Here is a 14,955-nt window from a genome sequence, read left to right on the forward strand (position 1 = left end):
CTATGCGAATGCTGCCATTCCTGTTATCGGCTATAGCCACAACAGGGCTAGTATGGGTGCTGAATACACAGTTACCAAGTGGGGGCTCTAAAACACCACGTCTGGGCTATTTTCTATCGCCACAGCACGGTTTCTGGCAAAATGCAGAGCCGGTGAATGCTAACTATAATGGCGAGATCAAACTGGCTGGTTTGAAAGCTAAAGCTGATGTGTACATTGATGATAGATTGGTACCGCATATTTATGCCGAGCAAGATGCAGATGCTTATATGATCCAGGGTTATCTGCATGCGAAGTTTCGTTTATGGCAGATGGAGTTTCAAACCCATGTAGCTGCTGGCAGATTAAGTGAGATTGTGGGTGAAGCAAGATTAGAAACAGATCGTTATTTCAGAAGATTGGGAATGGTGTATGCAGCCGAGAATGCATTAAAGGAAATGGAAAAAGATCCAGCCATGAAAGAGGCAGTTACTGCTTATGCAAAAGGCGTCAATGCTTACATAAGCACATTGAATCCAACACAGCTTCCTTTTGAGTACAAGCTGATGGATTATCAGCCAGAAGCTTGGACAACATTGAAAACGGCATTGTTCCTCAAATTCATGGCTTTTGATTTAAGTGCGCGTGGTGCCAGCACCGATTTACAAATGAGTAATGCGCGTAACTATTTCAGTTATGAAGACATGCAGCTTTTGTATCCGGCAGTTCAGGATTCTCTGGATCCAATCGTACCCAAGGGTACTGCCTATGCAGCGCCGTCAGTGCCTGTACAAGCACCCACAGGTGTAGAAGGCTACCTCGGTAAGAAAGACAGCATTGCAGCAACTGCGCCCATCGTGCCCAATAAAAATAATGGTAGTAATAACTGGGCTATTGGCGGTAGCAGAACACAAAGTGGCAGACCAATATTATGCAATGATCCACACTTAGGCCTGAATCTGCCATCGCTTTGGTATGAAGTTCAAATTACTACGCCAACGCACAGTACCTATGGCGCTAGTTTCCCCGGTTCTCCTGCAGTAATCATTGGCTTTAACGATAGTATTTCATGGGGTGTAACCAATGCAGGTAGAGATGTGATTGATTTTTATGAAATCAAATTCAAAGATTCTACTATGCAAGAGTACTGGTTCAACAATGCATGGGTAAAAGCGGCAAAACGCAAGGAAACAATTCAAGTGAAAGGTGGCAAAGCATTAGAGGAAAACATTGCAATGACTGTATTTGGCCCAGTGATGTATGATAAAGCATTTCAAACATCAAAGAAAGACGGACAATATCTGGCTTTACGATGGAAAGCGCACGATCCTAGTAATGAGCTGCGTACATTCTATGGGTTAAACAGAGCAAAGAATGTACAGGACTATCGTGCAGCAATTGAATACTTCGAATGTCCTGGCCAGAACTTTGTCTATGCAGATAAGAAAAGCAATATTGCTATCACACAGCAAGGTGCATTTGTAGCAAGATGGAAAAAACAAGGTGATTATATTTTACCTGGAACTGATAGCAGCTTTATGTGGCAAGGGATTATTCCTGATGCAGAAAATGCACGTTCAGTAAATCCTGCCAGAGATTTTGTGAGCAGCGCCAACCAGATGGCCACTGATGAAAGCTATCCTTATTACCTCGGCGCACCCAGTAATTTTCCCTTATATCGCGGTATCATCATCAATAGAAAATTAGCGCGCATTACAGGCGCTACAGCTAAAACGATGCAGGATTTACAAACAGACAATTACAATGTGTTTGCTGAATATGCCAGACCTGTATTGAAGCGCTATCTTGATCAACTGAACCTTAAGGGTAACGAAAAGAAATACATTGATCTCTTATATGGTTGGAATCTTGAAAACGGCATCAATGAAAAAGGCGCTACTGTTTTCCGTGTATTTTGGGATAGTTTGGAAACAGCTGTTTGGAATGATGAAATCATGGCCGCTAATACAAACGTGCCTTGGCCCGATGAATCTACTTTACTGGAATCATTATTACACGATTCCACATACAAGTTTGCAGATGATATCCGCACACTTGATACCAAAGAAACTATACTAGACGCCATGCGAAAGGCAGTTAGCTTAGCTTTGCCTAAGCTGGAGCAACTGGACAAAGACAATAAGTTGGCATGGGGTGCTTTTAAATCAACCCACGTAGATCATTTGACCAAAACACCTGCGCTGAGCAGATTAAACCTGCCAATAGGCGGGGGTGTGCATATCATCAATGCGACAACTGGCAATCATGGCCCCAGCTGGCGCATGATTGTGCATATGACCGATGAAATTGAAGCTTATGGTGTCTATCCAGGCGGCCAAAGCGGTAACCCTGGCAACAAGTACTATGATAGTTTTGTAGACAGCTGGGCAGCAGGAAAATATTATCGCTTACAATTTGTCAATAAAGCTGTGGCTGCGAAAAACATGCCCTGGCATATTCAATTCACCAATTGATCTTGTTTTATGAAACAACTGATAACCATTGTACTGATCGCTTTTGTTACCTATATCACCGGAATGATTACGGCATTGCCTTGGTGGAGCTTTGTACTACCTGTTGCCTTAATAGCTGCATGGAGAAAGCATACACCCGGTCAAGCTTTTTTAACTGGCTTTGCAGGCGTTTGTATTCTCTGGGTAGTTGTTGCGGCCTTGAAGGATATAGCCAATGAGCATATTCTGGCTACAAAAGTGGCCGGTATACTGCCTTTAGGTGGATCTTATGTATTGCTGATTTTAGTTACCGGTGTGGTAGGTGGTCTGCTGGGTGGTTTATCATCGCTCACAGGCAGTTATCTGCGTTCATAAATAAAGCTTTGTTAAAGCCGCTGATAGCCGTAACTATCTGAGCTTGGCATCGTTCTTGCATACTATTTTCGTTGTAAGCAAGTAACCATGACCAGAACCATACTCATCCTGCTGCTCCTGATCGCAGTTACAGAATCATTTGCAGGCACCATTCAAGGAACCATTAAAGAAAAAAAGGACGGGGCAATTATTCCCTTCGCATCAGTCTTAATCAAGGGTACCACCAACGGTACTACAGCCAATTCAAAAGGTCAATATCAATTAAATCTGGAGCCTGGCAATTACACACTGCTTTGCCAGCATGTAGGACATAAGTCTGTTGAAAAGAAAATTACCGTCACAAAAGCAAGTCAAACTATCGACTTTGAACTGGAAGACCAACAATACGATCTGAAGGAAGTAGTTGTTAATACAAAAGGTGAAGATCCTGCTTATGCCATCATACGTAACGCCATTAAGAAACGTTCAGATTATGAGAATGAGTTAGATAAGTTTCAATGTAATGTGTACATTAAAGGACAATTACAATTGCGTGACTATCCCAAAAAGTTTTTAGGACAGAAAGTTGATTTTGAAGATGGCGATACGAGTAAGCGTAAAATGATTTTCCTGTCTGAGACCATTGCACGCTATACCAGAGATGGCGATAATAAACGAAAAACAGAAGTACTTTCAACCCGGGTGAGCGGACAAAGTGATGGATTTGGTTTTAGCAGTCCGCAAATCATTTCATTCTATGAAAACAATGTGGCTTTAGGTAGGGGCTTGAACCCACGTGGTTTTGTTTCACCGATTGCCAACGGAGCATTGAATTTTTACAAGTATAAGTTTGAAGGTACTTTCTTTGAAAACGGTAGAGAGATCAACCGCATTAAAGTGATTCCAAAAAGAAAGTACGAACCTTTATTCAGCGGGTATATTAATATTATGGAAGGCGACTGGAGAATCCACAGTACTAAATTGATGATATTGAAGGAACAGCAGATGCAGTTTCTCGATACACTTACCATAGAACAATTGTATGTGCCTGCAGGTAATAATTGGGTGATTAAAAACCAGGTGATTTATCCCGCCGGTAAGTTTTTCACTTTTGATTTTTTCGGAAGCTTTGTACAGATTTATGATCAGTTTGATCTGAGTCCAAAACTGAAGCCAGATTTCTTCGATGCAACCGTATTGAAATTTGTTGACAGCTCTAACAAAAGACCCAAAGCATATTGGGACAGTATTAGGCCAGTTCCGCTCCTTGAACTGGAAGCAAAAGATTATAAAAAGAAAGATAGTCTTGAACTTGTTCAGAAGGATCCAAAATACCTTGATTCGCTAGATAGGAAAGCCAACAAAGTTTCGCTGACCGGCATATTGCTCACAGGCGAATCATTCATAAAAAGAAAACGCAAAGAAAGTTTTAGTCTACCACCGATATTGGACTGGGTGAATTACAATGTTGTAGAAGGCTGGGTATTCAATGCTGCACCTAGTTGGGACAAACGATTTACTGAGAATGGGCGAGAGGAACTGACCATTCAGCCAACGATTCGTTATGGTACGGGTAACCGGCACTGGAATGGCTATCTACGTTTGAACTATAATTTCGGGAAAAAGTATTTCAAGAACATCAATGTAGCCGCAGGATCAAGGGTTTTCCAATTCAATAATGCCAATCCAATTTTACCTAGATTCAACACGCTGGCTACCCTGAGTCGCGCAGAAAACTTTATGAAATTGTATGAAGCCGGCTTTGCAACTGCAGCTTACAGTACTGGCTTAGGTAAGGGCGCAAGCTTCTTCACGAATGCACAATTTCAGGATAGAAGACCTTTGGAGAATCTGGCTAATCCAATCAGTTGGAGAAAAGGCAAGCCAGATAATTTCACGCCAAACTATCCTGTTGATTTACCAGGCGCAACACAAATAACCAGACATCAGGCTTTGAGCATTACAGCCGGCATCACTTGGCAACCTGGTGCACGGTATGTAGAATTCCCCGAAAGGAAAGTCAATGTAGGTTCCAGATATCCAACATTTAATTTGTCGCTTACACAAGGTATCCCCAATGTATTGGGTAGTGATGTTCAATACACCAAGTGGCGTTTTGGCATCAGTGATAACATCAATATGAATCTGGGTGGTCGCTTAAATTATCGTGTACAAATGGGTGGTTTCTTGAACAAGTACAAAGTGTTTCTACCCGATTATCAACACATAGCTGGTAACCAAACCATATTCAGCTCAGACTTCCTTAACAGGTTTCAATTGGCACCATACTACCGATTCAGTAATACTGCATCTTTCTATACGCAAGCGCATGTGGAGTATCACCTGAATGGTTTATTGACCAACAAAATACCATTATTTAAAAAGCTGAACTGGTTCTTTGTTACCGGTGCGAATAGTTTCCTTACAGCAGATAAACAATACAATGAAGTATTCTTTTCCGTGGAGAATATCTTTAAGATTATTCGCGTTGACTTTATGCAAGGATTTGAATCGGGAGGCAATAAATACAGTGGCGTAAGGCTCTCATTCTCAGGATTATTAGCAGGTTCCAACGAATAATCAGCTGCAAACCTTAGTTTTGTCCTGCATTTTGCCCGGCCTGCAACCGGGTCCAAACATGGAATATTGGTCGCATTAGCGACGGATATCTAAAATCAAGACATATGGCCCTATTACACAACCGAGTGTCCAATGAGGAGCTGAAGCGCCGCCTCATGGAAGAAACAGAACCGAGAACTACCATTAGCTTTTATCAGTATTTTCCAATTCAGAATCCACAGGAATTCAGGGATGCTTTGTACAAAGAGCTTGATGTTTTAAAAGTCTTTGGCCGGATTTATGTGGCTAAGGAAGGCATCAACGCGCAGATCAGTGTGCCTTCCAATAATTACGAAGCACTGAAAGCATACCTATACAGCATCGAACCATTGAACGGATTAAGACTCAATATTGCGGTTGATGATGATGGAAAAAGTTTCTGGGTATTAAAAATCAAAGTGCGTGAAAAGATTGTAGCAGATGGGATTGATGATCCAAATTTCAGCATGGAGCGAAAGGGTAAATATGTGAATGCAGCTGAAATGAATACCATGATTGAATCGGGTAATGCTGTTGTGATAGATATGCGCAATCATTACGAGTATGAAGTTGGTCATTTTGAAAATGCCTTAGAAATTCCGTCAGATACTTTCCGTGATCAATTGCCCATGGCTGTTGATATGATGAAGGGTAATGAAGATAAGCAAGTGATTATGTATTGTACCGGTGGTATTCGTTGCGAAAAAGCCAGTGCATATCTTTTACACCGCGGCTTTAAGAATGTATTCCATTTAGAAGGTGGCATTATTAATTACGCCAAGCAGGTTAAGGAAAATGGTTTACCCAGTAAGTTTATTGGTAAGAACTTTGTTTTTGACAATCGCCTGGGCGAGCGCATAACAGAAGATGTTATTGCAAAGTGCCATCAGTGCGGTAAACCTTGCGATACACACACCAACTGTAAGAATGATGGTTGTCATTTATTATTCATCCAATGTCCTGAATGTGCTGCACAGCATGAAGGTTGCTGCAGTGTTGAATGTAAAGACACATTGCATCTTCCTTTAGAAAGACAAAAACAATTGCGTAGTGGTGTAAATCATGGCCAGCATGTATTTAATAAGAGCAAACAAAGACTTAGACCAACACTGGCGGAACATCTGGAGCTTAGAAAGGCGGAATCCACCGTTTAATCAGTATTGCTCAAGTGCTGCTGTAATTAGTGAATAAGTAGCTTCATCGGTCAATGCTTTTGGTTCGAAAGATTGGCCGATGACTTTTTCATACAGTTCTATGTAACGTTTTGAAATGGTTTCTACCCATTCATCAGTCATCACCGGTACGGTCTGACCTTCTTTACCCATAAAATTGTTAGCAATCAGCCATTCGCGTACAAACTCCTTACTTAGTTGCTTTTGTCTTTCACCTTTCTCCTGACGTTCTTCAAAGCCATCAGCATAGAAATACCTGGATGAGTCAGGCGTATGTATTTCATCCATCAAATAAATGGTATCCCCAATTTTACCAAACTCATATTTGGTATCAACTAAAATAAGTCCTTGCTTGGCAGCAATAGTTTTACCTCTCTCAAACAATGCGAGGGTATATTTTTCAAGAATGGCCCATTCAGCTTCTGTGGCCAGACCCTGTGCGATAATGGCTTCCTTGGAGATATCTTCATCATGTCCTTCGGCAGCTTTGGTGCTAGGGGTGATGATTGGGGTGGGGAAATAGTCGTTTTCTTTCATGCCTTCAGGCATATTTACACCGCAGAGTGTTCTTTTGCCTGATGCATATGTTCTCCATGCATGCCCGGTCAGGTTACCTCTGACCACCATTTCAATTTTAAAGGGTTCGCATCGCCTGCCAATGCTAACATTTGGGGCAGGACTGGTTAACAGCCAGTTTGGACAAATATCCTCTGTAGCGGCCAGCATATATGCGGCTATCTGATTCAAAACCTGCCCTTTATAGGGTATAGGCCGGGGTAGAATCACATCAAAGGCAGAAATACGGTTACTGGCAACCATAACAAGTAAATGTTGCCCAATGGTATATACATCTCTTACTTTACCGCTATAGAAAGCTGTCTGACCTGGGAATTGGAACTGTGCCATGCCTCAAAAGTAGGCTGGGCCGGCAATTATATAGCGTTGAGTTTTAACCATTTTTTTCAACAAAATGGCTGGTTTTGTTAGCAAATAAAATTTTCCTGAGCAATCAACAATCCCTATTTTGCTGAATATTCTAATCCAAAATTTGCTATTATGAGAAGATTCCTGCGATCTGGCTTGCTATTGCTTGCTGCCATTTCAACAATGACAGCCTTTGCCCAGCAATCCACCACAGTATCTGGTAGTGTAAAGAATAGTAAGTCAAAAGAGACTGTTTCAGCAGTTTCTGTGACGATCAAAGGCACTACTACAGGTACTTTCACTGACGACAAAGGTAATTTCAAGCTTTCCACCAATCAGAAACTTCCTTTTACATTGGTTTTCTCCTCTGTAGGTTATGCCAATAAAGAGGTAGCTGTTAGCAGTAATAATCAGGAGGTAAATATTGACCTGGAGACTGCTTTCACCTTGGGTGATGAAGTGGTGGTTGCCGCTTCAAGATTGCCAGAAAGAATTATTGAATCACCAGTTTCCATTGAAAGAATGGGTGCTGCCGCAGTACGTAATGCAGCTGTACCTAACTATTATGATGCCTTGGCTAACCTGAAAGGTGTGGATATGACTGTATCTAGTACATTCTTCCGCACCGTAGGTACTCGTGGCTTTAATGGTAGTGGTAACCTGCGTTTCAACCAATTGGTTGATGGTATGGACAACCAGGCACCTGGTCTTAACTTCTCAGTTGGTAACATCATCGGTATGACAGAACTGGATGTTGACAACGTAGAATTACTGCAGGGTGCATCTTCTGCATTATATGGCCCAGGTGGTATGAACGGTACTATGCTGATGAACAGCAAGAGCCCATTCAAATATCAGGGCTTAAGCTTCCAAATTAAGACTGGTGTAAACCATGTTGATAATAAGCAGCGTTCTGCAGCTCCTATGCACGACTGGTCTGTACGTTGGGCTAAGAAAGTAAACGATCGTTTTGCTTTCAAGATTTCTGCACAGTTTGTACAAGCACAAGATTGGCAGGCAAATGATCCTACCAACCTCTTAAGAAACAACGTTCTAAGTAACACTGTACCCGGTAACAGACTTAGCGATCCAAACTACGATGGTGTTAGCGTACTTGGCGACGAAGCATCAGCAAGTCTGCAGGCATTAGCCCAAGCAGTTAGAGCACAAGTAGGTGCAGCTGGCGGTGGTGCTGCTTTCGGTGTAATTGATCAGCTGTTAGGATTAGGCAGAACGCCAATTCAAATTGCGCAGGCTTTCGGTTCTAACCCTGCTTTAGCACCATTGTCTCAATTCCTGCCTTTCCTGATTCCAACTTCTACAGCTCCCGGAAACCCTTACAGAAATACCTTCTTGGGTCAGAGTGCAAGTAGAACTGGTTATGATGAAAGAGATATTGTTGACTACAATGCTTACAATTTCAAAACTACATTTGGCTTAAACTATAAGTTGAATGATAAAGTAGAAGCTTCATTTATCGGTTATTGGGGTATGGGTACTACAGTTTATACTGGTGCCGATCGTTATGCCATCAAGAACCTGAAGATGGGTCAATACAAGTTTGAACTGAAGAGCGATAAGTGGTTCCTTCGTGCATACACAACACAGGAAAACTCTGGTGATGCCTATGCATCTACATTGGCTGCTGTTGGTGTAAACAATGCATTCAAAGGTAATACTACTTGGTTCCAGCAGTACACTGGTACTTATGGCGCTGCTTTATTAGGCTTACTGCCAACATCTCCTGGTGTAGGTTTACCTAGCACTGTTGGACATGCCGCAGCAAGATCTGTTGCTGAAGCTGGCCGTTTCCTGCCAGGTAGCGATGCTTTCAAAGCAGCTTTCAGACAATCAATCACAACTCCAATCAGCAAGGGTGGTTCTCAGTTTGCTGACAGAACAGACTTGTATCACCTGGAAGGACAATACAATTTGTCAAGCCTGTTCAACAATGCTGTTGAAGTATTGGTAGGTGCAAACTACAGAAGATATGTATTGAACTCTAATGGTACCATCTTTGCAGATACTGCAGGTACTATTGGCATCAATGAGTATGGTGGATATATCCAGTTGCAGAAGAAGTTTGGCGATATCTTCAAACTGACAGCTTCTGGTCGTTACGACAAGAATCAGAATTTCGATGGTCGTTTCACACCACGTATCACTGGTTTGATCAAAGTTGCGAAGGATAACAATATCCGTTTGTCTTACCAGACAGCGTATCGTTTCCCTACAGCTCAGGATCAGTGGATCAACCTGCAGACACCTTCTACACGTCTGATCGGTGGTATGCCAAGCTTCACTACTTTCTTCAACTTCAACAACAGCCCTGCTTATACAGCAGAGAGTATTGTAGCTTACCGTGCTTCATTGGCAACAGGTACACCAAACCCAAGCTTATTGAAAGTACAGCAGCCAACAACTTTGAAGCCTGAATCTGTGAACTCTTTTGAAATTGGTTACCGTGGCATTATCGGTAAGAAGCTCTTGATTGATGCTTATTACTATTTGAGCCAGTATAATGATTTCATCGCTCGTGTAGCGGTAGGTCGCGGTGTAAGTGCTGTAGCTGCAAATGCACCAGTTGAACTGGCTAGCCCTTTCACTACTCAGAACTACAGCTTCGTTACCAACTCAACTAACACTGTAAAAGCACAGGGTTGGGGTGTAAGCGCTGAATGGTTATTGCCTAAAGGTTATGTACTGAGCGGTAACGTATCAAGCGATAAGCTGCAGGATGTTACGCCAGGTCTGGTTACCTTCTTCAACGCACCTCCTTTGCGTTACAACTTTGGCTTCAGCAATCCTAAGTTTTACAAGAACTGGGGCTTCAATGTACAGTACAGATGGCAGGATGCTGTGAACTGGGAAGGTACTTTCGGTTCAGGTGTTGTTCCTTCATTCGGTGTATGGGATGGTCAGATCAACTACCGTTTCCCAGAAACAAAGAATATGCTGAAGATTGGCGCATCTAACCTTTGGAACAAGTACTATAGAAGTGCATTCGGTAACCCACAAGTGGGTGGTATGTACTATGTTTCCTTCGGTTACAACGTATTCTAAGTCAGCTACTTGCTTATATTGTAATCATCCCCTCAGCCTAAAAGCTGGGGGGATTTTTTATTCCCCAATCCTTATCCACAGTTTTGGGTATATCGCTGATAATCTTATATTTTTGCCGCACTTTCAAGGGAATTAACCCTACAAAAAACAGTATTATGCGGACAATTGCATTCAGAGAAGCGCTCAGAGAAGCGATGAGCGAAGAGATGAGAAGAGACGAACGTGTGTTCCTGATGGGTGAGGAAGTTGCCGAATATAACGGTGCGTATAAAGTTAGTCAGGGCATGCTGACAGAATTTGGTGCAAAGCGTGTGATAGATACACCTATTTCTGAATTAGGTTTCGCAGCAATCGGGGTAGGTGCCGCACAAAACGGTCTTCGTCCGGTAGTTGAGTTCATGACTTGGAACTTTGCTGTTCTTGCAATGGATCAGATCCTAAATACCGCTTCGAAGATGTTAGCAATGAGTGGCGGTCAGGTAGGTTGCCCTATCGTTTTCCGCGGTCCTAACGGTTCTGCAGGACAGCTTGGCGCACAACACTCCACTGCATTTGAAAGTTACTATGCCAATATACCTGGTATTAAAGTGATTTCTCCATCAAATGGTTACGATGCCAAAGGTTTGTTGAAACAAGCCATTCGCTATGAAGAAGATCCTGTGATTTTTATGGAAAGTGAGCAGATGTATGGCGATAAGTGCGAAGTACCTGATGAAGAATTCTATATCCCTATCGGTAAGGCTGATATTAAGAAAGCTGGTCGCGATGTAACCATTGTGTCCTTCAATAAAATGATGAAAGTAGCATTGGGTGCAGCAGCTGAGCTTGAAAAAGAGGGCATCAGCGCTGAAGTTATTGACCTGCGTACGATTCGTCCACTCGACTGGATGACTATTTTGGAGAGTGTGAAGAAAACCAATCGCCTGGTGATTGTGGAAGAGCAATGGCCATTTGCCTCTATAAGTTCTGAAATCTCTTACCGCATACAGAAAGAAGGTTTCGATTATCTGGATGCACCTATCAGAAGAATCACTAGCGCAGACGCACCCATGCACTATGCACCTAATCTGGTACAAGCTTATCTGCCTGATGTGAGCAGAACTGTAAAGCTTGTAAAGGAAGTGATGTATATGAAAAAGTAATGTTGAATCATTATATCATCCCGAAGCACTCACTTCGGGATTTTTTATGCGTACTATTTTAATTGTTATACTATTCGCTTTTGCAATCGCAGATATATCTGCGCAATCGCAGCTGGATACCATCGCTATCAATAGTAGTTTACCAGATGTAGAAATCAATGCTTATCAAGGCAGGCTAAAATATCAGGCTGTACCTGCTGCTGTTGGATTATTGCAGGAATCCCAGCTGCAAAAAAGTATTACGCCACAAGTTTTACAGGTAATGAATACCATCAGTGGTGTACGTGTTGAGGAGCGCTCTCCTGGCAGTTATCGTTTGTCAATGCGCGGTAGTTTATTACGTTCACCATTTGGCGTAAGAAATACCAAAATTTATCTAAATGACTTTATACTCTCTGAAGCCGGAGGGAATACTTACCTGAACTTATTAGCGCTAACCCAATTGCAACAGATCGAAATCATTAAAGGTCCTGCTGCCAGTATGTATGGAACAGGTACTGGCGGAGTTGTTTTGATGCAAACACGCAACAATCTTGCAGAAAGTAATTTAACAGCAGGGATGCAAGGCGGAAGTTTCGGATTAGCACATGCTTATGTACAAACGCAGGAAAAACAACAGCAATGGCACGCCTCACATTTTCAATCAGATGGATATCGAGAACAGTCTGCATTGCGCAGAAATATGCTACAATGGAGTGGACAGTTTGGTACGAAAACATCCAGTTGGGAAGCTTTGGCTTTTCTGGCCGACTTAGCTTATCAAACACCAGGTGGACTTACACAGGCGCAATTCAATAGCAACCCAAAATTGGCTAGACCAGCTTCAGGTAGTTTACCAGGAGCTGTTGCACAGCGAGCGGGAATTTTGAATACAACCTATTTTGTTGGTGTTCGTAATCGTACAAAGCTGAATGAATACTGGACAATACAACAACAAGTTCAGTATCACCGTACGAGTCTCCGCAATCCGTTTATTACGAACTATGAAAAAAGGCAGGAAGACAATTTTGCCTATAGCGGCTGGATTCGTTGGAAGCAGAATCAATGGCAATGGCAGTCAGGTATGGAATGGCTATACAACTATTCATTATTGAACAACTTTCAAAATAATGGTGGCCTTTTGGGGCAGACCTTATTCAAGGATGTCTTATCAGCCCGTCAAGCACATGCGTATTCTCAATTACAAGTACAGATAAATCAGCAATGGTTGATTCAAGCTAGTACAAGTATCAATTTTCAACGTTATCAATTCAATCGAATAACTGATCCGCTTGCAAAAGCACAAGAAAGAAATATACAGCCAGCTTGGATGCCACGTATAGCCATCAGCTATGCGGCTTTACAAAACACGCATGTATTTGCACAGATCAGCAAAGGCTTTTCTCCACCATCACTGGCAGAAGTAAGACCATCAGATGGAAATTTTTATGGCGACCTACAAGCAGAGCAAGGTTGGAATATAGAATTAGGGGTTAAATCGGCTATCATTCCCAAAAGATTGGCTGCTGAATTTTCAGTATATCGATTTAAGCTGGAGCAAACCATTGTTCGAAATCTGGCTACAAATGGAGCAGAGTATTTCTCCAACGCTGGAACAACGAATCAATCAGGTGCAGAATTGAGTCTCCGTTATTTTTCAGCTCAAAAGCAATCACATACACCATTGGAAATATGGATGAGTGGGGCATATCAGCCATATACCTTTGTTCAGTACAAGCAAGTGAATCAGGATTTCAGTGGCAAGCAACTTACTGGTATCCCACGTGTATTGATCAATCTGGGTAGCAATATCACAACACGGAATGGATGGCAGTTTCAAGTTCAATTAAATTATACAGATCGTATACCACTCAATGATGCCAATACTGCTTACGCTGATGCCTATAGGCTTTTGCAAGCAGGCATCGCTAAAAACTGGCAGCATGATCAATATTCCATTCAATGGTTTCTGAATGGGGATAATCTGCTCAATGAGCGGTATAGCTTAGGTAATGACCTCAATGCTGCAGGAAACAGATTCTACAACGCTGCGCCTTCTGTTAATTTTAACACAGGAATCAGAATCAGAAAACCCTAAGCCCACTTAACTTAGCACAAAGCACTTTTATGCAGAAAATACTGGTCATAGATGATGAAAGAGCCATTCGCAATGTTTTAAAAGATATTTTGACTAATGAAGGCTTTCAGGTAGAAGAAGCCGCTGATGGGGAAGAGGGCTGGAAAAAATTTCAGGCAAACAACTATGATTTAGTGCTGTGCGATATCAAGATGCCTAAGATGGATGGACTTGAATTTCTGCAACAGGCTACTGCTGCCAAGCAAGATATTCCCATCATCATGATAAGTGGGCATGGCACTATCGAAACAGCTGTTGATGCAGTTAAGAAAGGCGCATTCGATTATATCTCTAAGCCACCAGATCTTAACAGACTACTCGTAACCATACGTAATGCTGTTGACAGAACGGTATTGGTTGCAGAAACAAAGACACTGAAAAGAAAGATCAGCAGGGTACAAGAAATTGTTGGCGAAAGTGAAGCCATCCAGAAGATTAAAGAAACCATTGAGAAAGTAGCGCCTACGGATGCGCGCGTTCTGGTAACCGGACAAAATGGTACGGGTAAGGAGCTGGTTGCACGTTGGTTGCATGAAAAAAGTTTGAGAGCAAATGGCCCAATTGTAGAAGTAAACTGCGCAGCCATACCGGCTGAACTCATCGAGAGTGAGTTATTTGGCCACGAAAAAGGTTCATTCACTTCTGCCATCAAACAGCGTATTGGAAAATTCGAACAAGCAAATGGCGGTACTTTATTTCTGGATGAGATTGGCGACATGAGTTTATCCGCTCAGGCTAAAGTTTTACGTGCACTGCAGGAGGGGAAAATTACCAGAGTTGGCGGTGATAAAGAAATAGCTGTGGATGTTCGTGTGATAGCAGCAACCAATAAAGATTTACTCAAGGAAGTAGAAGAAAAGAATTTCCGTTTAGACCTATACCATCGATTGGGCGTGATTCTAATTCATGTGCCTTCTTTGAATGAACGTAAGGATGATATTCCCTTGCTCGTAGATAAGTTTCTACAAGCAATTGCCGAGGAGTATGGACAAGCACGCAAGAGTATTGATAAAAAAGCTGTTGCTGCATTACAACAACATAACTGGACGGGCAATATCCGTGAATTGAGGAATGTAGTGGAAAGGCTCATAATTCTATCCGGAAAAACCATTACTGAAGCTGATGTACACAGCCATGTACTTCCCGGTAAGTAA

The 14,955-nt window shown here is 42.2% G+C and carries 9 protein-coding genes; 8 read left to right on the forward strand and 1 reads right to left on the reverse strand.

The window, feature by feature from the left end; translation table 11 throughout:
• The first annotated feature begins 2 nt into the window (after positions 1 to 2).
• The 4 genes from J0L83_03385 to J0L83_03400 all read left to right on the forward strand — a co-directional run bounded on the left by J0L83_03385 (position 3) and on the right by J0L83_03400 (position 6,538).
• Complete coding sequence (locus J0L83_03385; protein ID MBN8663587.1) at positions 3 to 2,453, forward strand: penicillin acylase family protein; 2,451 nt, start codon at positions 3 to 5, stop codon at positions 2,451 to 2,453.
• 9 nt (positions 2,454 to 2,462) lie between these two features.
• Complete coding sequence (locus tag J0L83_03390; protein ID MBN8663588.1) at positions 2,463 to 2,807, forward strand: hypothetical protein; 345 nt, start codon at positions 2,463 to 2,465, stop codon at positions 2,805 to 2,807.
• A gap of 87 nt (positions 2,808 to 2,894) precedes the next feature.
• Positions 2,895 to 5,366 carry a carboxypeptidase-like regulatory domain-containing protein gene (locus tag J0L83_03395; GenBank protein ID MBN8663589.1) on the forward strand — a complete coding sequence of 824 codons (2,472 nt, stop codon included), beginning with the start codon at positions 2,895 to 2,897 and terminating at the stop codon, positions 5,364 to 5,366.
• Positions 5,367 to 5,470: 104 nt separating this feature from the next.
• Positions 5,471 to 6,538, forward strand: coding sequence for a rhodanese-related sulfurtransferase (locus J0L83_03400; GenBank protein MBN8663590.1), 1,068 nt, complete (start codon positions 5,471 to 5,473; stop codon positions 6,536 to 6,538).
• Here the strand turns inward: J0L83_03400 and J0L83_03405 are convergent, their stop codons facing one another.
• Positions 6,539 to 7,462 carry a phosphoribosylaminoimidazolesuccinocarboxamide synthase gene (locus J0L83_03405; protein ID MBN8663591.1) on the reverse strand — a complete coding sequence of 308 codons (924 nt, stop codon included), beginning with the start codon at positions 7,460 to 7,462 and terminating at the stop codon, positions 6,539 to 6,541.
• A 201-nt stretch (positions 7,463 to 7,663) separates the two neighbouring features.
• Between J0L83_03405 and J0L83_03410 the strand changes: the two genes are divergently transcribed.
• The 4 genes from J0L83_03410 to J0L83_03425 all read left to right on the forward strand — a co-directional run bounded on the left by J0L83_03410 (position 7,664) and on the right by J0L83_03425 (position 14,955).
• Positions 7,664 to 10,543, forward strand: a complete 2,880-nt coding sequence (locus J0L83_03410) for a TonB-dependent receptor (GenBank protein ID MBN8663592.1) — start codon at positions 7,664 to 7,666, stop codon at positions 10,541 to 10,543.
• A 155-nt stretch (positions 10,544 to 10,698) separates the two neighbouring features.
• Positions 10,699 to 11,685: a pyruvate dehydrogenase complex E1 component subunit beta gene (locus J0L83_03415; GenBank protein MBN8663593.1), complete on the forward strand. Its 987-nt coding sequence runs from the start codon at positions 10,699 to 10,701 to the stop codon at positions 11,683 to 11,685.
• A gap of 46 nt (positions 11,686 to 11,731) precedes the next feature.
• Entirely contained in the window at positions 11,732 to 13,762 is a 2,031-nt protein-coding gene (locus J0L83_03420; GenBank protein MBN8663594.1) for a TonB-dependent receptor plug domain-containing protein, read from the forward strand.
• A 29-nt stretch (positions 13,763 to 13,791) separates the two neighbouring features.
• Positions 13,792 to 14,955: a sigma-54-dependent Fis family transcriptional regulator gene (locus J0L83_03425; GenBank protein ID MBN8663595.1), complete on the forward strand. Its 1,164-nt coding sequence runs from the start codon at positions 13,792 to 13,794 to the stop codon at positions 14,953 to 14,955.

The organism is Chitinophagales bacterium (genome assembly GCA_017303835.1).
GTDB lineage: Bacteria > Bacteroidota > Bacteroidia > Chitinophagales > Chitinophagaceae > JAFLBI01.